Annotated in this window: 19 protein-coding genes and 1 pseudogene; 9 read left to right on the top strand and 11 right to left on the bottom strand. The window is 62.7% G+C overall.

Annotated elements, in window-relative coordinates; genetic code table 11:
- Positions 1 to 47: 47 nt before the first annotated feature.
- Together AC5ZG5_RS18790 and ykgO are read right to left on the bottom strand one after the other, a co-directional pair.
- Positions 48 to 707 carry a tetratricopeptide repeat protein gene (locus AC5ZG5_RS18790; RefSeq protein WP_456643200.1) on the bottom strand — a complete coding sequence of 220 codons (660 nt, stop codon included), beginning with the start codon at positions 705 to 707 and terminating at the stop codon, positions 48 to 50.
- A gap of 99 nt (positions 708 to 806) precedes the next feature.
- Positions 807 to 932 (bottom strand): type B 50S ribosomal protein L36, encoded by a 126-nt coding sequence (ykgO, locus tag AC5ZG5_RS18785; RefSeq protein ID WP_002718645.1) that lies wholly within the window; start codon positions 930 to 932, stop codon positions 807 to 809.
- Between the two features lie 260 nt (positions 933 to 1,192).
- Between ykgO and AC5ZG5_RS18780 the strand changes: the two genes are divergently transcribed.
- The 4 genes and pseudogenes from AC5ZG5_RS18780 to AC5ZG5_RS18765 all read left to right on the top strand — a co-directional run bounded on the left by AC5ZG5_RS18780 (position 1,193) and on the right by AC5ZG5_RS18765 (position 4,330).
- Positions 1,193 to 2,077, top strand: coding sequence for an amidohydrolase family protein (locus AC5ZG5_RS18780; protein WP_028166975.1), 885 nt, complete (start codon positions 1,193 to 1,195; stop codon positions 2,075 to 2,077).
- A 171-nt stretch (positions 2,078 to 2,248) separates the two neighbouring features.
- Positions 2,249 to 3,082, top strand: coding sequence for a dienelactone hydrolase family protein (locus tag AC5ZG5_RS18775; protein ID WP_456643201.1), 834 nt, complete (start codon positions 2,249 to 2,251; stop codon positions 3,080 to 3,082).
- Between the two features lie 2 nt (positions 3,083 to 3,084).
- Positions 3,085 to 3,832, top strand: a pseudogene (locus AC5ZG5_RS18770) (haloacid dehalogenase type II).
- Between the two features lie 3 nt (positions 3,833 to 3,835).
- Positions 3,836 to 4,330 (top strand): YbaK/EbsC family protein, encoded by a 495-nt coding sequence (locus AC5ZG5_RS18765; protein WP_028166978.1) that lies wholly within the window; start codon positions 3,836 to 3,838, stop codon positions 4,328 to 4,330.
- On the opposite strand, the gene AC5ZG5_RS18760 is transcribed toward AC5ZG5_RS18765, so the two are convergent.
- The 3 genes from AC5ZG5_RS18760 to AC5ZG5_RS18750 all read right to left on the bottom strand — a co-directional run bounded on the left by AC5ZG5_RS18760 (position 4,318) and on the right by AC5ZG5_RS18750 (position 6,809).
- The gene (locus AC5ZG5_RS18760; protein ID WP_456643203.1) at positions 4,318 to 4,671 is read right to left on the bottom strand and encodes a hypothetical protein; all 354 of its coding nucleotides are present in this window, start codon (positions 4,669 to 4,671) and stop codon (positions 4,318 to 4,320) included. The two genes, AC5ZG5_RS18765 and AC5ZG5_RS18760, sit on opposite strands and share 13 nt — an antisense overlap.
- Before the next feature lie 145 nt (positions 4,672 to 4,816).
- The gene (locus AC5ZG5_RS18755) at positions 4,817 to 5,809 is read right to left on the bottom strand and encodes a tripartite tricarboxylate transporter substrate binding protein (RefSeq protein ID WP_456643204.1); all 993 of its coding nucleotides are present in this window, start codon (positions 5,807 to 5,809) and stop codon (positions 4,817 to 4,819) included.
- A gap of 91 nt (positions 5,810 to 5,900) precedes the next feature.
- Positions 5,901 to 6,809: a LysR family transcriptional regulator gene (locus AC5ZG5_RS18750; RefSeq protein ID WP_456643205.1), complete on the bottom strand. Its 909-nt coding sequence runs from the start codon at positions 6,807 to 6,809 to the stop codon at positions 5,901 to 5,903.
- A gap of 112 nt (positions 6,810 to 6,921) precedes the next feature.
- On the opposite strand from AC5ZG5_RS18750, the gene AC5ZG5_RS18745 reads away from it, so the two are divergent.
- The 3 genes from AC5ZG5_RS18745 to AC5ZG5_RS18735 all read left to right on the top strand — a co-directional run bounded on the left by AC5ZG5_RS18745 (position 6,922) and on the right by AC5ZG5_RS18735 (position 9,633).
- Complete coding sequence (locus AC5ZG5_RS18745) at positions 6,922 to 7,620, top strand: pirin family protein (protein WP_456643206.1); 699 nt, start codon at positions 6,922 to 6,924, stop codon at positions 7,618 to 7,620.
- An 80-nt stretch (positions 7,621 to 7,700) separates the two neighbouring features.
- Positions 7,701 to 8,300, top strand: a complete 600-nt coding sequence (gene wrbA / locus AC5ZG5_RS18740) for an NAD(P)H:quinone oxidoreductase (protein ID WP_456643207.1) — start codon at positions 7,701 to 7,703, stop codon at positions 8,298 to 8,300.
- A gap of 385 nt (positions 8,301 to 8,685) precedes the next feature.
- On the top strand, positions 8,686 to 9,633 hold the full coding sequence (locus AC5ZG5_RS18735; RefSeq protein ID WP_456643208.1) for a DUF5996 family protein: 948 nt from the start codon (positions 8,686 to 8,688) through the stop codon (positions 9,631 to 9,633).
- 44 nt (positions 9,634 to 9,677) lie between these two features.
- On the opposite strand, the gene AC5ZG5_RS18730 is transcribed toward AC5ZG5_RS18735, so the two are convergent.
- From AC5ZG5_RS18730 to AC5ZG5_RS18720, 3 genes are all read right to left on the bottom strand, one after another.
- Entirely contained in the window at positions 9,678 to 9,869 is a 192-nt protein-coding gene (locus tag AC5ZG5_RS18730; protein ID WP_028166985.1) for a hypothetical protein, read from the bottom strand.
- A 250-nt stretch (positions 9,870 to 10,119) separates the two neighbouring features.
- Positions 10,120 to 11,307 carry a GNAT family N-acetyltransferase gene (locus AC5ZG5_RS18725; protein ID WP_456643209.1) on the bottom strand — a complete coding sequence of 396 codons (1,188 nt, stop codon included), beginning with the start codon at positions 11,305 to 11,307 and terminating at the stop codon, positions 10,120 to 10,122.
- Positions 11,308 to 11,322: 15 nt separating this feature from the next.
- Positions 11,323 to 12,294 (bottom strand): cupin-like domain-containing protein, encoded by a 972-nt coding sequence (locus AC5ZG5_RS18720; RefSeq protein WP_456643210.1) that lies wholly within the window; start codon positions 12,292 to 12,294, stop codon positions 11,323 to 11,325.
- 145 nt (positions 12,295 to 12,439) lie between these two features.
- Here AC5ZG5_RS18720 and AC5ZG5_RS18715 point away from each other — a divergent pair, with 145 nt between their 5' ends.
- Positions 12,440 to 13,558 carry a glycosyltransferase family protein gene (locus tag AC5ZG5_RS18715; RefSeq protein ID WP_456643211.1) on the top strand — a complete coding sequence of 373 codons (1,119 nt, stop codon included), beginning with the start codon at positions 12,440 to 12,442 and terminating at the stop codon, positions 13,556 to 13,558.
- Here AC5ZG5_RS18715 and AC5ZG5_RS18710 read toward each other — a convergent pair.
- Together AC5ZG5_RS18710 and AC5ZG5_RS18705 are read right to left on the bottom strand one after the other, a co-directional pair.
- The gene (locus tag AC5ZG5_RS18710; RefSeq protein WP_456643212.1) at positions 13,528 to 14,841 is read right to left on the bottom strand and encodes an O-antigen ligase family protein; all 1,314 of its coding nucleotides are present in this window, start codon (positions 14,839 to 14,841) and stop codon (positions 13,528 to 13,530) included. The genes AC5ZG5_RS18715 and AC5ZG5_RS18710 overlap by 31 nt on opposite strands.
- Positions 14,838 to 15,848 (bottom strand): glycosyltransferase family 2 protein, encoded by a 1,011-nt coding sequence (locus tag AC5ZG5_RS18705; RefSeq protein WP_456643213.1) that lies wholly within the window; start codon positions 15,846 to 15,848, stop codon positions 14,838 to 14,840. Before AC5ZG5_RS18705 ends, AC5ZG5_RS18710 begins: the two co-directional genes overlap by 4 nt.
- A gap of 403 nt (positions 15,849 to 16,251) precedes the next feature.
- Here AC5ZG5_RS18705 and AC5ZG5_RS18700 point away from each other — a divergent pair, with 403 nt between their 5' ends.
- Positions 16,252 to 17,385: a radical SAM protein gene (locus AC5ZG5_RS18700; protein WP_130226859.1), complete on the top strand. Its 1,134-nt coding sequence runs from the start codon at positions 16,252 to 16,254 to the stop codon at positions 17,383 to 17,385.
- A gap of 130 nt (positions 17,386 to 17,515) precedes the next feature.
- On the opposite strand, the gene AC5ZG5_RS18695 is transcribed toward AC5ZG5_RS18700, so the two are convergent.
- Complete coding sequence (locus AC5ZG5_RS18695; protein ID WP_456643214.1) at positions 17,516 to 18,502, bottom strand: glycoside hydrolase family 26 protein; 987 nt, start codon at positions 18,500 to 18,502, stop codon at positions 17,516 to 17,518.
- Positions 18,503 to 18,767: the final 265 nt, after the last annotated feature.

Here is an 18,767-nt window from a genome sequence, read left to right as displayed (position 1 = left end):
TTCCGCGCTGCAATCGGCTGCCGGAAGTCGTGGTTAATCCCGTGAGACTAGATATCGCGGCCTTCGACCTTTTCGCCGAGCTGCTTCACCAATTCCGGCACCTTCTCCAGGTGCGGATTGATAGCAAGCGCCTTGCGGAAGGCGTCCAGCGCGCGCCTGTCGTCGCCGAGGTCCTGCATGATCATGCCAAGGCCGGCCAACGCGCCGAAATGGCGAGGTTCGCGGATCAGGACCTGCTGGATGTCCTCCAGCGCATGCGCATAGTCATTCTTCAGGTAATAGAGCGTCGCGCGCCGGTTCCAGCCCTCGATATAGTCGGGGCGCAGCTTGATGACGGCATCGAGCAGTTTCAGCGCGACATCGGCGTTCTGGGCGTCCATAGCCGCTTTGGCGCGCACCATCAGAAGCATAGCGGTATCGCTCGGCGTCTGCAGCCACTGCGCCCAAATCCGCGCCTCCACGTGCTTGGCGCTGGCCTCATCAGGCGCCGCTTTCAGCGCCCCGAACAGGAAATCCAGTCCGCGGGTGCGGTCGGCGCCAACCTTCGGCAACTTGCTGGGCGCTTCGGGGAGCTTCTTCTGCTCCTTAGGGGGAGGGATGACCCGGGGATCGCCCTGGGCAAGCGCTGCCGCCGGCGCCGCAATCACGATCGCGGCGATCAGGAACGCAAGCTTGCGGGTTATGAGCGTGAGGAATCTCAATTCCATCAGCATAGCTTAAACGCACAACGTCGCGCTGCAAAGCAGCGCGACGTCAAAGACGTGTGAAACGATTGCGTCCGGGCGAGCCGGCGGAGCGACCCGCGATCAGCCTTGGCGGGCCTTGAAGCGGCGCTGCACCTTGTTGATCACATAGACCCGGCCCTTGCGGCGGACCAGACGGTTGTTGCGATGGCGGCCGCGCAGCGATTTCAGCGAGTTACGGACCTTCATGGTACAATCCTGATGCGTTGAAAGGCCGTGCTCAAGCCCGAACCTAAAACCTGCCCAAATGTGGCAAAATGGGATTCATCCCGAAAAACGGCCCTGCCGCCCGGGACGGCCGCGTTCTAAGCGATCGCTGGCATAAATGTCAATCCGAATAGGCTGCAACCCGCGGGGTTTCTGGCTGCCTTGCGGAATTCGTTATATAGTATAATCAATTTTGGAAACCCCAGCAAACAAGCCGCCGGGAACCCCAAGGACGCCCAAGAATGCCCAAGCTCAAGCTGCCCGACATCGACAATGTCGTCGCGATCGACATCCACACCCACGCCGAGGAGCCCTGCGGCATGCATGGCGACGACGGCTATGACGATTTCCAGGCGCAGATGGCGGAGTACTTCAAGTCGCCGCATAAGCATCCGCCGACCGTGCCGGAAACCGCGGCCTATTACCGATCCAAGAACATCGCGGCCGTGATCTTCCCTGTCGATGCCGAGCGCGAGACCGGCTTCCGCCGCTACAACAATTACGAGATGCTGGAAGTCGCCTCGGAAAATCTTGATGTGCTGATTCCCTTCGTCAGCATCGATCCGCACAAGGGCAAGCTCGGCGTGCGCGAGGCGCGGAAGCTGATCGAGGACTACGGCGTCCGCGGCTTCAAATTCCACCCGACCATGCAGGGGTTCTATCCGAACGACCGCCTGGCCTATCCGCTCTATGAAGCGATCAATGACGGCGGCGCGATCGCGCTGTTCCACACCGGGCAGACCGGCGTCGGCAGCGGCATGCCGGGCGGCATGGGGATGCGGCTGAAATATTCCAATCCGATGTATATGGACGACGTCGCCGCCGACTTCCCCGACCTTAAGATCATCCTCGCGCACCCATCCTTCCCCTGGCAGGAAGAGGCGCTCTCGGTCGCGACCCACAAGCCGAACGTCTACATCGACCTCTCCGGCTGGTCGCCGAAATATTTCCCGCCGATCCTCGTGCGCTACATCAACTCGATCCTGCAGGACAAGATGCTGTTCGGCTCGGACTGGCCGGTGATCACGCCGGACCGCTGGCTTGCGGATTTCGCCAAGCTCGACATCCGCGAGGAGATCCGCCCCAAAGTGCTGAAGGCCAACGCGCGGAAGATTTTGGGTATATAAGCGATCTTTGGATCATGATCCGATTAGACGAAATCGGATCATGATCTTATCTCTTTTGTTTGAGCATGATCTCCGCGCAAACGCTTCGCGTTTGTCGCGAGGGAAAACCGGTTTCCACTTTTCCCGATCATGCTCTAGATCGCCGGCAGGCGAGCGAACGGGAGGTGGTCGATGCCAAGCCTCGCCAAGGTCGCTTCCACTATCGCTGCCATCGTCGCTGCACTCCTGACCGCGTGCCTCGCGACTGATCTACCCGAAGGCCGTCTCGTCGAGATCGAAAATCCGCTTGCGAGCTCCCAGCCCCTGCAAGGTTACCTGCGGCAGCCCCGCGATGCCGGCTCGTTGCCGGCCGTGGTGCTGCTTCATGGCTGCAATGGCGGCTGGCGCCAGCTCGACCAGCGCTGGGGCAAGCTGATCGTCTCCTGGGGCTATGTCACGCTCACGGTGGACCGCTTTGGTCCGCGCGGCCTCAGCAGCACCTGCACCGGCGGTCCGCCGCCCGCAACCGTCTTCGACGCCTATCGGGCGCTGGACTTCCTCGTACAGCAGCCTTTCGTCGATCGCGATCGTGTCGCGGTTCTCGGCTTCTCGCAGGGCGGATTGCTGGCGCTGACCTCGGTCGAGCGCGGCATGATCGAGCGGATATCGAACGACAAATTCCACGCGGCGATTGCATTCTATCCGCCGTGCCTCGGCATCAAGGACAGCATGACTGTGCCGACGCTGATCCTGATCGGCGAGCTCGACGACTGGACGCTGGCGAAGGAGTGCCGCAACCTTGTCGAAGGCCGCGATGACTACGGCATCTCGCGCCAGAAGGGCCTCGGCGTTCCGATCGAATTCATCGTCTATCCCGGCGCCTATCACGCCTTCGATGTTCCGGGCCTCGCAACGCCGATACAGTTTCTCGGGCATCGTCTCGAATTCAACCAGGCAGCCCGGGATCAATCGGTCGACGCGGTCCGCAAATTCCTGTATGCGACGATCGGCGGGCAAGAGAAGTGACAATGACCATCAAAGCCGTCGTCTTCGATGCCTATGGCACGCTTTATGACGTCCAATCGGTCGCAGAAGTGACCGAGGATGCGTTTCCCGGCTATGGCGAGATCATTACGCAGATCTGGCGGATCAAGCAGCTCGAATATAGCTGGCTGCGCTCGCTGATGCGGCGCTACCAGGATTTCTCCGTCGTCACGCGCGACTCGCTCGCCTACACACTGCGTAGCCTCGGCCTGCAATATGATGCCGGAACATTCGACAGGATCATCGACAAATACCTGCATCTTGATCTCTATCCGGATGCGCTCGCCTCACTCGAGGCGATGAAGGACAAGAAACTCGCAATCCTCTCCAACGGCAGCCCGGACATGCTGAATGCGCTGGTGCGGAACAGCGGGCTCGACCGCGTGCTCGACGCAACCATCAGCGTCGATACCAAGAAGGTCTTCAAGCCGAGCCCGGAGGCCTACACGCTGATCGAAGACGTGCTTGGCGTGCCCCCCCGCGGACGTCCTGTTCATCTCCTCGAATCCGTGGGACGCCTGCGGTGCCAAGGCGTTCGGCTTGAATGTCGCCTGGATCGAGCGGGTGACGCCGCAGGCCATGGCGCTCGCCTGCGTCGAAAGCGAGACCTTGCCACCGCTCACGATGTTCAAGGCGCTGCGCACCCAGATGGACGAGCTCGGCGTTGTGCCGGATTATCGCATCCATGGTCTATCCGATCTCCCCGCTCTGGTGTCTTCCCACAGGTCCTAGAATATGAGTCTTGAATCCGTTCGCGCCTTCTTCGCCGAGAAGGCGCCCGACATTGCCGTGATCGAATCGACCAAGAGCTCCGCGACCGTAGCGCTGGCGGCGGAAGCCTATGGCGTCGAGCCGGGACGAATCGCCAAGACACTGTCGCTGCGGGTCGGCGAGCGCGTGGTGCTGATCGTCACCAGCGGCACTTCGCGGATGGACAACAAGAAGGTGAAGGCGCTGTTCGGCGTCAAGCCGAAGATGCTGGGGCTGCACGAGGTCGCCGATATCACCGGGCACGAGGTCGGCGGCGTCTGCCCCTTTGGCCTGAGGACGCCATTGCCGATCTATTGCGATGTGTCACTGAAGGCTTTCGACATCGTCGTACCCGCCGCGGGCTCGACCCACAGCGCAGTCAGGATCGCGCCGGCGCGGATGGCGGAATTGACGTCGGCCGAATGGGTTGACCTCTGCGAGCATCGGCCGCAGGAAGAAGTGTCGGCCTATTCGTCGTAACGTCTCGACGGCGCCGACTGATGCTGCTGCACCGGCGGTGGCGCTCCCCGTGCACGCGGAGTGGCTTGTGGCGACGCACGCGAAGGCGGCTGCTGGGCGCTCGCGCTGGATTCGAATACCGCACGGCAATCATGGGAGAGTTGCGGCGTGTTCTGCCGCAAACATGCCGTGATCCGGTTGGCATCAGGAATTTGATCGCTGCAGAGCCGCCAGACGTCGGGCGTGCAGGCCATCTGCTGTTCCCAGGTTCCGCGATACTCTTCGGAGAATGCCGGGTTTTGCACGAGTAGTCCGGAGCCGATCAGGATTACATAACCCAAGGCAACGCGCGGCGTTCGCATGCGGGATCCTCTTCCAATATCTCGTCGATAAACATCTCGTTCAATTGCATCTCGGCGCGCCGGTTCCAGCACACGCCACGTTTTAACTATGACAAATGAATGAGACTGCGGAAGGTTCGCGACCCGCAACAAAACGTGAAATCGCCTACTCCACTTTGCCGATTTTCTTGACCGCCGCGATCAGCCGCGCGCTGTCGTCGTCGACGAATTTGGAAAACTCCGGCGCATCGAGATAGGCAACCGGACTGCCGGCGGTCTCGAAGGTCTTGACGACCTCCGGCGCCTTCACTGCTTCCGCCATCGCCTCGCGCAGTCGCGTCATGACCGGCGCCGGCAATGCGCGCTGCGCAAACAGGCCGGCCCAGATGTAGAACTCGACATCCTTGTAGCCGAACTCCTTGAACGTCGGCAGGTCGGGAAAGCTGGCGACGCGTTCGGCGCCCCAATTGGCAAGCACCCGCATCTTGCCGTCGGCGACCTGCTGTTTCAGCGTGCCCGGGGCAGATGCCACCGCCTGCACCGTGCCGCTCAGCAGCGCGGTCAGCGCCGGGCCTGCGCCGCGGAACGGCACGTGCAGCAATTTGATGCCGGCGCTCGCGGCAAACATTTCCATCGCGACGTGAAGCGTGCCATAGGGACCGGACGAGCCATAGGGAATCTGGCCCGGGCGCTGTCTGGCATCATCGACAAAATCCTGCAGCGTCTTCCATGGGGCGGAGGCCGGCACCGCGAGCAGCGTCGGATCGGCGAGCACGCGCGCGACCGGCGCGAATTGCGAGACCTCATAGGCGACGGGGCGATCGAACAGCCGATCGGCTTCGGGCAGCACGGCGAGCGAGGACAGGGTCATCAGCAGCGTGTAGCCGTCCGGCTCGGCGCGTGCCGCCTGCGCATTGCCAACGGAGCCGCCAGCTCCGCCGGCGCGGTTGTCGACGATCACGGGCTTGCCGAGGATCCGCTCCAGCGCCAGCGCCACCGGCCGCGCCGCAAGATCAGCCTGCCCACCGGCCGGAAACGGCACGATCATGGTGACGTTGCGGTTGGGATAGACAGCGCCTTGCGCAAAGGCAGCGTGCGAAAGCGCGGCATGCGCAAGCGGCAAGACGGCGGCAGTTTTCAAAAGCTCGCGGCGATTCATCGGCATTTTCTCCCCGTTGATTTTATTTGGTTTGGTTTGTGGGGAAGAGCGTAGCCGATAGAAGGCGTAGTGGGCAAAGGTGGCGTTCGCCTCACCGCCTCCTGCCCTTTACGAAATGCTTCGCCAGGAAATCGGCGAGCACTTCGACGCGCGCGGGGCGCGGGCCGCCGGGGGGCGTCACCAGGTGCACGGCGGCTTCTGGCTGCTTCCAACCCTTGAGGATCACCTCGACCTCGCCGCGCGCGATGGCTTCTCCGATGATGAAATCAGGGAGATCGGCGATGCCGAGGCCGGCGATAACCGCCGGCAGCAGCGCTTCGCCATTGTTGACGCGCAATTGCCCGGCGGGACGCACGCTCGCCTGCTCGCCGGCCGCGTTGGTGTAGTGCCAGACGCCCGCAGTCGGGAGATAGGCGTAGCCGAAGCACTTGTGCTCGGCGAGATGCATCGGATGCGTCGGCCGGCCGTAGCGCTTCAGGTAGGATGGCGCCGCCACCGTGTAACGCGGCATCGGGCAGAGCCGCCGCGCGATTAGGGATGAATCGGGCAGGCGCGCGATGCGCAGGCCGGCATCGAAACCTTCGCCGATCAAGTCGACAGTGGCGTCGCTCAAATGCAGGTCGATCGACACTTCCGGATATTTCTCCAGAAATTCCGGCAACAGCGGCGCGACCGATTTCACCCCGAAGGTCATGGGCACTGCGAGCCGCACCAGGCCGCGCGGGGTGACTGATTGTGCCAGGGCCTCATTCTCGGCCGCCTCGCCGTCGGCAAGCAGCCGCGCGGCGCGCTCGGACAGTTTTTGCCCGGCATCCGTCAGCGCCAGCCGCCGCGAGGTGCGGTTGAACAATCGGGCCCCGAGCCGATCCTCAAGCCGGCTGACCGCCTTGGAGACAGTGGCCTTGGACAGCGCAAGCTCGGTTGCGGCGGCCGCAAATGACCGTAGTTCCACGACTTTTGCGAAGATTGCGAGCGCCTCGAAATCCGGGAGCTTTGACATTCTGGCGACCGCCCTCTGCCACAAACGGAAACAATGAGTTTCGATAGTTTCTATTTCTATACCACACTCGACGGCGTATCCAAACGCAATCGAAGTTTGAGGAAATACCCCGATGATCGAACACAGACCCTATGCGAAGCTCGGCGGCGCCGACCATGGCTGGCTGAAGGCCAAGCACCACTTCTCGTTCGGCAGCCACTACGACCCGAACAATATGAACCACGGCGCTTTGCGGGTGTGGAACGACGACGAGATCGCGCCGAACACCGGCTTTCCGCCGCATCCCCATGCCAACATGGAGATCATCACCTATGTCCGCGAAGGCGCGATCACGCACCAGGATTCGCTCGGCAACAAGGGCCGGACCGAGGCCGGCGACGTGCAGGTGATGAGCGCGGGAAACGGCATCCGCCACGCTGAGTACAATCTCGAGCCGTCGAAGACGAAGATCTTCCAGATCTGGATCGAGCCGACGACGCAAGGCGGCGAGCCGACCTGGGGCTCCAAGCCGTTTCCAAAAGGCGACCGCTCCGGCAAGCTCGTCACGATCGCGAGCGGCTTTGCGGACGATGCCGATGCGCTGCCGATCCGCGCCAAGGCGCGGGTGCTCGCCACCACGCTGAAAGCTGGCGAAAGCGCGGAATATGCGCCGGAGCAAAAGCGGCATCTTTACCTTGTGCCCGCGGTCGGCAGCATCGAAGTCAACGGCGTGCGTGTCGATGCCCGTGACGGTGCCGCGATCCGCGACGAAGCCAAGCTGACAATCACCGCGCTGGAAGATTCCGAGCTGGTGCTGGTCGACGCGGCGTAACTCCACTCGTCATGCCCGGGCGCCTATCCCCAGCCTGATCGGGGACGACTTCAACAACACCCAACCAAAGGAGAGCCATCATGGCCAAAGTTCTCGTCCTTTATTATTCCGCCTATGGTCACATCGAGGCCATGGCCAACGCGGTCGCCGAAGGCGCGCGCGAAGCCGGCGCCAGCGTCGATATCAAGCGCGTGCCCGAGCTGGTGCCGGCCGAAGTCGCAAAAGCGTCATACTATAAGCTTGACCAGGCGGCGCCGGTCGCGAAGATCGATGATCTCGTCAATTATGATGCGATCATCATCGGCACCGGCACCCGATTTGGCCGCATGTCCTCGCAGATGGCGAACTTCCTCGATCAGGCCGGCGGTCTCTGGGCGAAGGGTGCCCTGCATGGCAAGGTCGGTGGCGCCTTCACCTCGACGGCGACCCAGCACGGCGGGCAGGAAACGACCCTGTTCTCGATCATCACCAACCTCCTGCATTTCGGCCTCACCGTGGTCGGGCTCAATTACGGATTTGCCGGCCAGATGAAGCTTGACGAGGTCACCGGTGGATCGCCCTATGGCGCCACCACGATCACCGGCGGCGACGGCAGCCGGCAACCGAGCGCGAATGAGCTTGCGGGGGCGCGTTATCAAGGACGTGTGATCGCGGAGACCGCGAAGAAACTGCATGGCTGATGCGAGTTCGAGGGCGTTCTCGTTTGCGAGCATCGCCCTATGTAGAGCATGCGGTCGGAGCCTTCATTTCGATCGCACCTTCATGTTCAAAACCGCATGACTGCAGCCGCCAGGTCCCTGCCCCCCGGACCTGGCGGCACATGCGCGTCGGGGACCACGACATGGTTGAAATGCTTTTCATGGCGCAGTTGGTGCGCAGACCGCTGCAGGCGATGGCGCGACGCTGGTGGTGCAAGAGTCTTTTCCGTGCCACGCGCGGGCAACGCCGTTGCCCGGAATGCACGAAGTCGTGATGTCGATTTGTCGGCCCGCATGCTTGAAGCTGCCATAACGAACTCGTGATAAGGTGATTACCTTCACGGTCACTAAGCAGCGAGATGCTGGCATGAGCAACACCAAGCAAACTCAATGGCCGGAACTGCCGACCGCGGCATGGCGTGACACCTGTGCCACTCTGCATCTCTGGACCCAGATCGTCGGCAAGATCCGGTTGGCCAAGTCGCCCTGGCTGAATCATTCGTGGCACGTCACGCTTTATGTCACCGCGCGCGGGCTGACCACCTCGCCGATCGCTAACGGCACTAGAACCTTTCAAATCGATTTCGACTTCATCGATCACGCCTTGCGCATTTCGACCAGTGACGGAGCCGAGCGGCACTTTGCGCTGGCCGGGCTCTCGGTGGCGAGCTTCTACGCGGCGGTGCTCGCGGCGCTGAAAGAGCTCGACATCGACGTTGCGATCGACGACATGCCGAACGAATTACCGGACCCGATCCGTTTCCCGGAAGACAGCCAGCACCGGTCCTATGATGCGGACGCGGTGCGGCGCTTCTTCCAGATCCTCTTGAACTGCGACCGGCTGTTCAAGCAGTTCCGCACCGGCTTCCTCGGCAAAGCCAGCCCTGTACATTTCTTCTGGGGCAGCTTTGATCTCGCGGTGACGCGTTTCTCCGGCAGGAGCGCACCACGCCATCCCGGCGGCGTGCCGAACCTGCCGGATGCGGTGGCACACGAGGCCTATTCGCACGAGGTGAGCAGCGCGGGTTTCTGGCCAGGCGGCGGCGCCATCGATTATCCGGCGTTCTATTCCTATGCCTATCCCGAACCCGCGGGCTTCCGCACCGCCAAGGTGCGACCCGACGCAGCCTTCTTCAGCGAGGCCCTCAGCGAATTCGTCCTGCCCTATGATGCCGCGCGCATCTCCGCCGATCCCGACCGGGCGGTGCTGGAATTCCTGCAAAGCACCTATGAGGCCGCCGCTATTGCCGCAAAATGGGATCGCGATGCGCTGGAATGCCCGCTTGGTCGACCCGGCGTGGTGCGGCACCTCTGAGGCACGCCGGCCTTGGATCGTGATCCGATCAGGTTTGATCGGCTCTAATTCAACAGCTCCGGCTGTGTCACCGTTTGCCTGATCTGCGCACCACAATCGGAGCATTCATAGGTGAAGTCGATCTTGGCCAGGCTCCAATGCGGCGCGACATCCGTGACGAACATCGGAAGACCTGCGCAGCTCGGGCACATGATGAAGTCCGGTTCCACGGCATGGTGATGGATGTAGGCTGGCATGTCGGCTCTCCTTGCGGAACATTCCCCGGTGGCCCAACCCGGAAGCCAGCATACGGCGCTGCAGCGATCACAATTGTGGACTTTTGCGAACATAGAAGGAACACCCACACAATCCTCGTGAGTGTGACAATTCTGCATTGAAGCGGCGTTGGTGCGTAAGGTGGGCAAAACGAAGCGTGCCCACCATCACGAGCGGAGTGTTGATGGTGGGTACGTCGCTGTGCTCATTTGCCCACCTTCTGTGTCGCGATCAGCTCTCTTCGCGTGAAGGCGGCTTACCGAGCGCGCGTTTCAGATACGTCGTCAGCCTCGGATATCTGCGCAATTCCTGCGCGGCCCGATCGCGGAGCGCATGGGGCAATCCGCGCCAGCTCAAGGCAGCGCTGATATCGAGCAATGGCAGGCGCTTGACTCCAAAACGGCGCTTGTAGGCGTAGTTGCCGATCGAGAAATCGAACTCGCGCACACCCTGCTTGTGCAGCGCCGCCATGGTGCGCTCGATGATCAGCCGGCCCGGCGAACAATTGCTCCATTTGTCGCCGGCGTTGCTGATGCGGATCATCACATAGCGCGAACCGTTGCGGACACCGAGCAGCGTTGCCACCACCTCCTCGCCCGCTGTCAGTGCCGACACGATGGCGTAGCCGCTGCCGGTGCCGCTGCCGACCAGGCCGCGATAGAACGCGGCGCAATTCTCGTCATTGAGAATGAAATTGACTCCCAGGCTCTGCATCCGCGAGCTTTGCTGAGCCTCGGTGGTCGTGAGAATCCGAAGCGCTTCATCACTGTCCGCGGCGATCGCGAAGTTCGCCGTCGGATCGCGCGTAAACACGCGCCAGCTCCGCTCCAGCTCCTTGCGCACCGTCCGCTCCAGCGTGTAGCGCCAGGCGTCGTAATCGTCGCCCGTGGTGACGAGGTTGCCATTAACCGGGCAAACCGCCGCGCCATCGAGCAGCGCCAACGGATTGGGCCGGCCGTCGAGATCGGATGTGACCTTGCGCAAGCGGATGAGATCGGCGCCGCCGGGCAGCTTGCGCAACGCGGCGCGCAGGTCGCGCCAGAAGACACGCGCTGCCGCGGCATCGCGCGGCGCGGCGGGCCCAAGCAACGGCGCGTTGTAATCGGTGAGATCAAGGTCTGCGAACGCGATGGTTTGCATGCTGCCTTGCCGATGACGGATCAACGGCAACAGCGCGGCGGGCTCGCCGGTCGCGGCATCGGTGACGAAGGCGATCACCGGCGAGACGCCGTCGGTATCGGCGAAGGCGGCGTACCAGGCTTCATACCATAGCGGATTTTGGAACGCTGTCGGCGGAGCGAATGCGCCCCACCGCGCCGCGGCCTGCTTCCAGTCCGCAAGAATCTCGATGCGGTAGCCGGCCGCGCGTGCTTCTGCCCGCGCCGAGAGCCTGCCCGCCGATGTCGCAAGGACCGTCATCGCCGCATGCCGCGCTCACGCCGCCTTCGGCAAGTCGACGATCTTGCCAAGCTCGATCTCGTCGAGACGGAAGTCGATCGGGCGGCGCACGGCACGCTCGCGCTTCACCCACTTACCGTCGCGCAGGAGCTTCTGCATCACCTGCTTGGCAAAGAAGGACGGACCGTGCAGGCTGCGGCTCTTCGGCGTGTAGCCGAAACGATGACGCAACATGCCATTGGCGAGATTGAGGATCTGGGCGCGCCGGATCTCGTCGTCGACGTAGGACACCGTCATCGAGATGTTGACGACACCGAGATTCTCGACCCGATGCGGCGCATTCAGCGGCCAGTTCAACATCTGGCCAGGCTCGAGATCGATCACCTGCGCATGCTGGTCGTACCAGGACGCATAGGGAATATCGACCTCGACGTCGAACAGCGCGATGTCTTCGAGGTGCTCCGGCCGGATGAACGGCGGCGTGTTCGGATAGATATAGACGCGCTTGCGGCCGGCGATCTGGATCAATCCCTGCCCCGGCAGGTCGGAGTGGTAATAGACCTGCGCGTCTGGCGAGGAGATGAGGATGCCTGCCTGATGCGTCGGCGCATCAAAGCTGGGAACCTTGGCCGCGACCTCCGCAAACATCTGGTCGACCATCACGCGGAAACGGCGATCGACGGCAGTGACGTTGCGCAGGTTGAGCCAGAGACCGCCACGTGAGATTGCCTCGATCACCTCGCGGCCACTGAGCTTGCCGATCTCGCCTTCGCGCCAGACCCGGCTGGAACCCTTCGCACCTGTCTTGACCAGGCTGTAATGCTCGCGCGGATAGTTCTCGATCAGCTTCGCGAGTTCGTCCATCGAGAACGCGGGCTGCTTGTGCATCGCATGCTCGAGCCGGATCGGCTGATGGCTCCAGAGCTCCGAATGGGTGTCGTCCCATTTGGTGAAGATCTTGCCTGTCGTCATGTCGCGCTCCTGGTCGCCTTGCGTCGTTTTGATCATCCGATGTCCCGTTACGGGACGAACGGGCAGCCTTCACGCCAGGATTGGCAAAATCGGTGCCGGCACTGTTTCGGGCGCTTACCGGAAGCTAAGGTCTGCGCGGTATGGCTAACCGAGATCACCCCGGAAGCCCTGCCGCTGCGCGATGACCTCCACACCCCGATATCGGGCGCTGTTCCTCGGCGCGGGAGCCGAGATGCATTGCGGCGTCGGGCAGTTCACGCGCTTGTTGACTGACGCGATCGAAAAGCTCGATCCCGGCAGTAGCCAAACGTTAACCCTGACGCGCGGCCGGGGATCGCTCCGCGACATCTGGCGCGCGGTCGGTTCGGCGCAGAGCGTGATCTGCAATTTTCCGATCGTGGCCTGGAAGCGTGTGATCCTGCGGCCGCTCATCGCGCTCGCAATCGCGAAGCTCCGGCGGCGCAAGGTCGTCCTGGTCGAACATGAATGGGCGGGGCTGAACTGGATGCGGCGGATCACCTACATCCCCGCGGTGTGGTTTGCCGACAGCATCGTCATGTTCTCGCCGCTGGTGCGGAAGGAGCTTGCCGACGACGCTGCGGTCAGCTCCGCCGTGACGAAATCCGTGTTAGCGCCACTGCCGCCCAACGTCGAGGCGCCCTCGAAGATCGAAGACTCCGAATTGCGGCAACGGCTATCAGCGGCACGCGCCAGCGGGCAATTGGTGATCGGCCATTTCGGCTCGATCTATCCGGGCAAGCAGCCGAATGCGCTGCTCGAGATCGGCGCAATCCTGAAGGCTCGCGGATTGCGGCCGCTGCTGGTCTATATCGGCTCCTTTATTCGCGGCGTCGACAAGGTCGAGGAGAATTTCCACGCCCGCGCCGCCGAGCTTGGCCTCGGTGAGGACGTGATCGTCTCCGGCTACGTTGCCTCGGATGCCGAAGTGTTCGGCCTGTTCGGCGAGGTCGATGCCTTCTGCTATCCGCTGGACGAAGGTATCACAGCCCGCCGTTCGAGCATCCTCACCTGCGCGCAGGCCAGCCGGCCGCTGGTCGCGACCGGCCCCGCACTAGCGGACGAGTTCGACCATCATCCGCGCTTCAGGCAGTTGATCGATCGCGGCGCGATCGTCCTGGTTCCGCGCGGATCGGCGGGCGAGGCCTATGCTGATGCGATCCTGGCCGCGGCGAAGCAACCACCGCCGCAGGCGCCCTTCGATTTCACCGGCTGGTGGCACGATGTGGCAACGACGGTGGCGACCGTCATCTATGCCCGCAAACGGAAGCGCGCGAGATAGTGCAGGCCGAACACGGCGATCAGAAACGTCGCCCAGATCGGATCGGCGCGGTCGAGGAAGAAGCTCTCCATCGACGACAGATAGAGCCCGAACAGCCATATCCGCAGGAACATCATCGACAGCGGGCCGTCATTGCCGCCCTCGTCGGCAGCCTGGAAGTCGCGCAGCGGCTTGACGACAACAGCGGCGATCAGAAACACGAGACCCGGCAGGCCGGTGCCGAGCGCGGTGTCGAGATAACCGTTATGGCTGTGCGAGGCGTAGCCCGCCCATTCCTTGCCTTCCTTCAGATTCGTGATCGCGTTGCTGCCCCAGAAGGCTTCGAAGCCATAGCCGGTCAGGAGCCGCTGATGCAGCGAATCGACGGCAAAGACCCAGATGTCGGAACGGCCGGTGAAGCTGGTATCCAGCGGCAGCAGCTTTGCGATTGACGCCAGCGTGTCGCTCAGCACCGTGCCTACGCTAAACAGATTGAGCACGATGAGCGGCAGCAACAACATCAATCCGCGTCCCCACAAGGAACGAACGAACGACGTCAGCGAGGTCAGCAGCAGCACGGCCAGGCAAAGCGAGAGCGAGCTCTTGCCCGCGGAATAGACCAGGAACAAGGCCGAGAGCGCCATGACGATGACGCCGGAGATCCATCCGCCGGCGCGGATGAAGTAGACGCCGAGGAACATCATCATCGCCATTATCGCAGCGGCGACGTTCTTGTGCCCGAAGGCGCCACGCCAATTGCCGGCGAGCGCCGGCTCCTGCGGGTCCGTCGCCAGGTGGATCGACAGGTTCGGAGCCAGCAAGATTCCGAGATAGCAGGTCGCGAGCAAGACCAGCGCGGCGATGCTGAACCAGCGCATCAACTCGCTCTGCGACTTCGGCAACAGCATTACCGTTGCCGTCACCACCACGACGAATACCGACAGCGCAAAGCGGCGGCTCGAGGTGGCCGGATCGAACGACAGTACGACCGTCAGGCAAAGCCAAACCCCGAACAGCACATAGGCCGGGGTCAGCAGCGACGCCAACGCGGGCATGTTGTCGCGCATGGTCAACACGAGCATCAGCACCATGAGCAGGCCGAACAGCGCGTAGAGCACGGCCTCCTTGCCGGAGGTCACCTCACCGACGCGCATGTCGCTGAGATCGTCGAACGGATGCAGCGAGATCCACACCAGTAGCAGGATGCCGATGAAGGCCGCGGCGCGGACGAAATCCATCACCGGCCGCCGCCACACATCGGCGAAGACAGCCCGGGCTTCGGACGTGATGAGGAACTCGGTCACGAAACGATCTTCGAGGCGGCGTAAGGCCGTGGCTCGATGCCGAGCACTGCAAGCGCGCTGCCCACCGCGACCATCATCGGATGCATGGCGATGATCGGTTGATGTTCTTTCAAGACAATGCGCGTAGCGCGGAACAGCGAGAACGGCACCAGGCCGAACATCTTGGCCATCACAGCGGCACGCGACCACGTCGACTGCGCACCCTTGCGCTCGATGTGATAATTGATCGCACCGATCCGCAGGCCGCGCCGCACGATCCAGCCGAGCTTGGTCCGGCTCCGCGGCACCGTCTCCGAGATGGTCGCATCCGTCGCCCAGTAGAATCGGAAGCCGGCGCGGCGGGAGCGTGCGAAGAAATCATGGTCCCCGCCACCCAGGAAATTGAAGCGCAAATCGAACGCGGGACTGCCGAGGCGGGCGAACACCTGTCGCCGGATCAGGCAATTGCCGCAGCCATAGATCACGGGCACCGGCCCGCTGCTATGATAGGCCGGCGCAAATGCCGGATGACGCTTCAGGCCGCGCTTGCGCTCGTCGTCGAAATGCGGCCAGACCGGCCCGCCGATCACGTCCGCCCCGGTCGTCTCGGCGGCCTCGATCATGCGCTCGAGCCAATCGGGCGAGGCGATCTCGTCATCGTCGATCATCAGGAAGTTCGCGGCCTGCGGGAAGGTTGCGAGCGCCGTCTCGAAAGCTGCATTGATGGCGTAACAGTTGCCCTGCCGCGGCTCGACGAGGCAGAGGCCATTCAGCCTTCCCGACGCCAAAAATTCCGCGGCCACCGGCGCGCTTTCACAATTGGCCGCATCGTTCTCGACCACCACGACCGCAAAGCGGCGCGCGGTGCGCTGTGCCGCGACCGATTCCAGCGTCAGCCGCAGATGCTGCGGCCGGCGGAAGCTCGGGATGCAGACCACGGTCTCGACCGAGCAGTCGAGCCCGGGCGAGGCCGCGACCCAGGCGCGGTCCGTTGCAAGAAACTCGGTCGCAATCGACATCTTGTTCATGGCTTCAATCCCAATCCGCGACACGCCGTCCCAGAACGGGTCACGCCACCATCATGGGACGCAATCGTCCCGAAATCGTTGATGAGCGGAGCCGCACCAAAGCGATTCGCAGGGTATGGCCGTGTCATGGCAAAATCCGATCCAGCCGCGCACGGCGCTGCGACGATCTCTTGCGAGGGTTAATCGGGGGACATTTCGCGCGGTTTGCGCTCGACCGCATTCGATTCGCACCGATGCGCGCGCGATGGCCTGCGCGTCGGCAGCAATTCGTTAAGGTTAAACGCGTCGCGAGCGCCGGCACGAAGAGCCTTCATCCCCACTGGCATTCGATTTGCTGTCTCTCGGTACGACAAAGAAATCGATCGAGACCGTAACAACACTCGCAAACGTCTGAGGTTTCACCTTGAAAGCGCTAGACCTCGTTTCGCTGGGCACAAAGCATGTCCGCAACGCGCTGTCGGAAGAGCTCTATCTGCGCACCGGCCGCGATGTCACCCGGCCAGCCGCGATCTTCGCGGAGGTCGTCGAGCGCTGCAATTACAAGTGCCGCTATTGCGATTATTGGCGTCGCCCGAACTACCGCGAGGAGATGTCGATCGAGGAATGGCAGCGCGCGCTCTCCAGCCTGAAGGAATTCATCGGCGCCTATCATGTCGAGTTCGCCGGCGGCGAGCCCTATATCAAGAAGGGTTTCCTCGACCTGGTCCGGTTCTGCCGCGACAACGACATCCATTGGGGCGTGACCACCAATGGCGGCGCCTATCTTAACAAGAAGATCGTCGCGCAGACGGTCGAGGCGCATCCCTTCAACATCAATATCTCGATCGACTCGCGGGATCCGAACATCCACAACTATTCGCGCGGTGTCGAGAATTCGCTGAACGACATCGTGCAGGGCATCCGGAATGTCTCCGAGAAGCGCCGCGCCGAAGGATTGGATTTTCCAATCATCATCAAGCCGGTCGTGCACCGGCTGAACTTCCGCCAGCTCCCGCAGATGGTCGACTGGATCCAGCAGATCGGCGCCACAGCGCTGAGCTTCCAGCCGGTCGAGATGGGCACGCAGGAGGTCGAGGACGAGTTGTGGATCGGCGAACGGGAGATGGACGATCTGATCGCCGTCCGCGACGAGCTGCTGCGGCTGAAGCGCCAGGGCGCGCCGATCCTCAACGGCGAGGCGGTGCTGAACGCCTGGCCCAGTCATTTCCGCCGCGAGAAGGCGCCGCCCGAGGTCATGCCCTGCAGGGTCGGCATGCGTAACTATTTCATCCGCTCCGACGGCCGCCTCGAGGTCTGCTGGTTCTTCAAGCCGATCGGCAACGTCCGCACGCAGACCGCGCGCGAGATCTGGTACAGCGAGGAAGCGCGCATGCGCCGCAAGGAAACCGTGGCCTGCGACAAGCTCTGCCTCTTCACCTGCCTTGCCCAGCGCACGCTGCAGGACAAGCTCAAGATGGGCCTGACCCTGTTGACCGGAACAAAGGCCCAGGCGAACGAAGTCAACAGCAATCGCACCCCGGGTGAAGCGGCAGCGTAACCCGGGGCTACAGAGCTGCTACCGCCCGAACAATGCCGTAGCCAGAGTGAAGCGCAGCGTAACCCGGGACCGCCGGTAAACGTTGCTGGAGATATCCCGGGTTGCGCTGCGCTCCACCCGGGCTACGAGGTCACCTACCTCCGAACAGCTTTCGGAACAGCTTTTCCGACTCCGGGAAGCGGCCGGTGTCGATCTGTGTCGGCCATAGGCCATCGACGTTGAAGTAGGCCGCATAGGCGATGCTGTCGCGGTTCTCGACGAACCAGTCGTGCATTTTCTGGATGAAGTAAGGATTGTCGCCGGCATGGCCGACGCCCCACTCCGGAAAGCTGATGCGCTTGCCGTGGCGCGCGGCGAAATCGCGATGCCATTCGAGACCGAACGGCGCCTTGAGGTAAAGCGTCTGCCAGCGCTCCTCCACCGAGCCTTCCGATTTGAAGTCGTAGACGTCGAGCCCGATATAGTCGACGACGTCGTCGCCGGGATAGGCCAGGTCGGCCGGCATCTCCTGCGCGCCCCAGCCGGGACACCAATCAAACTTGAACTCGCTGGACGCGCGGCGGAAGATCTCCGCAACGCGCCGGAACGCCCTGATATAATCGGCTTCCTGGCCCTTGGCGAACCAGCCCATCTGCGAAAGGTTCATCTCCCAGCCGAGCCGGATGATCGCGCGTGGCTGCGCATCGGAGATCGCGCGTGCCGCCGCCTCGAACTCGGAGTCGTGCAGGCCGTCCGCGACATCGACCAGCGGCGTTCCCGTGATCGTCAGCGGCATCGACCAGACCACGTTCCGTTTCGGATTAAGCCGTCTCCAGATGCCCGGCACCCAATCCACTTTGCGAAAATCTTCCCAGGTCGATTGGCCGTAGAAATCCATACCCAGCACAGATGACGGTTTCTGCTTCAGCCATTTCTCCCAGGCCTGCAACGCATGCTCACGGCCATCAGCCTCCCAGTTCACGAAGGCGCCGGCAAACCGCGCAGGATCGGCGCCGAGGCGGGAGGTTGCGCCGGCTGCGTCGCGCGCGGTGGCGACGCCGCCGAGAACTGCGCCGATCGAGGCCGTCAGCATCCCGCCGACGAACCGCCGCCGGCTCAATCGTTCAATTCCAGCCATGTGCTGTCCTCGCGAGCTTGCGAAGCAATGGCGTCAACCTCTTGCCCACCGTTTCAAAAGCGGACACCGCCGACGGAACGGCTGTGCCGAAACGAACTGATGGCACAGTCTTCGCATCACCCGCGGCGACCCCGCGCAGAAATCCCGTAGTCCCACATGCACGCATACCCGCTCCGAACGGCATCGGCGATTCGCGGGTCACGCTCTGCAATATACGGGCAAGCCGCGCCGACGCACACGGAGCACGGCTTCTTATGGTTACTTC

The organism is Bradyrhizobium sp. Ses1, from assembly GCF_059512365.1.
The sequence above is the reverse complement of the archived record's forward strand: the minus strand, read 5'-3'. Positions and strand labels throughout refer to the sequence as shown.

Coding starts and splice junctions, on each gene's coding strand:
- AC5ZG5_RS18755 (WP_456643204.1), bottom strand. CDS start 5,809: ATGAATCGCCGCGAGCTTTTGAAAACTGCCGCCGTCTTGCCGCTTGCG.
- AC5ZG5_RS18780 (WP_028166975.1), top strand. CDS start 1,193: ATGCCCAAGCTCAAGCTGCCCGACATCGACAATGTCGTCGCGATCGAC.
- AC5ZG5_RS18730 (WP_028166985.1), bottom strand. CDS start 9,869: ATGCCAGCCTACATCCATCACCATGCCGTGGAACCGGACTTCATCATG.
- AC5ZG5_RS18720 (WP_456643210.1), bottom strand. CDS start 12,294: ATGATCAAAACGACGCAAGGCGACCAGGAGCGCGACATGACGACAGGC.
- wrbA (WP_456643207.1), top strand. CDS start 7,701: ATGGCCAAAGTTCTCGTCCTTTATTATTCCGCCTATGGTCACATCGAG.
- ykgO (WP_002718645.1), bottom strand. CDS start 932: ATGAAGGTCCGTAACTCGCTGAAATCGCTGCGCGGCCGCCATCGCAAC.
- AC5ZG5_RS18775 (WP_456643201.1), top strand. CDS start 2,249: ATGCCAAGCCTCGCCAAGGTCGCTTCCACTATCGCTGCCATCGTCGCT.
- AC5ZG5_RS18715 (WP_456643211.1), top strand. CDS start 12,440: ATGACCTCCACACCCCGATATCGGGCGCTGTTCCTCGGCGCGGGAGCC.
- AC5ZG5_RS18695 (WP_456643214.1), bottom strand. CDS start 18,502: ATGGCTGGAATTGAACGATTGAGCCGGCGGCGGTTCGTCGGCGGGATG.
- AC5ZG5_RS18750 (WP_456643205.1), bottom strand. CDS start 6,809: ATGTCAAAGCTCCCGGATTTCGAGGCGCTCGCAATCTTCGCAAAAGTC.
- AC5ZG5_RS18790 (WP_456643200.1), bottom strand. CDS start 707: ATGGAATTGAGATTCCTCACGCTCATAACCCGCAAGCTTGCGTTCCTG.
- AC5ZG5_RS18745 (WP_456643206.1), top strand. CDS start 6,922: ATGATCGAACACAGACCCTATGCGAAGCTCGGCGGCGCCGACCATGGC.
- AC5ZG5_RS18705 (WP_456643213.1), bottom strand. CDS start 15,848: ATGAACAAGATGTCGATTGCGACCGAGTTTCTTGCAACGGACCGCGCC.
- AC5ZG5_RS18760 (WP_456643203.1), bottom strand. CDS start 4,671: ATGCGAACGCCGCGCGTTGCCTTGGGTTATGTAATCCTGATCGGCTCC.
- AC5ZG5_RS18725 (WP_456643209.1), bottom strand. CDS start 11,307: ATGACGGTCCTTGCGACATCGGCGGGCAGGCTCTCGGCGCGGGCAGAA.
- AC5ZG5_RS18735 (WP_456643208.1), top strand. CDS start 8,686: ATGAGCAACACCAAGCAAACTCAATGGCCGGAACTGCCGACCGCGGCA.
- AC5ZG5_RS18765 (WP_028166978.1), top strand. CDS start 3,836: ATGAGTCTTGAATCCGTTCGCGCCTTCTTCGCCGAGAAGGCGCCCGAC.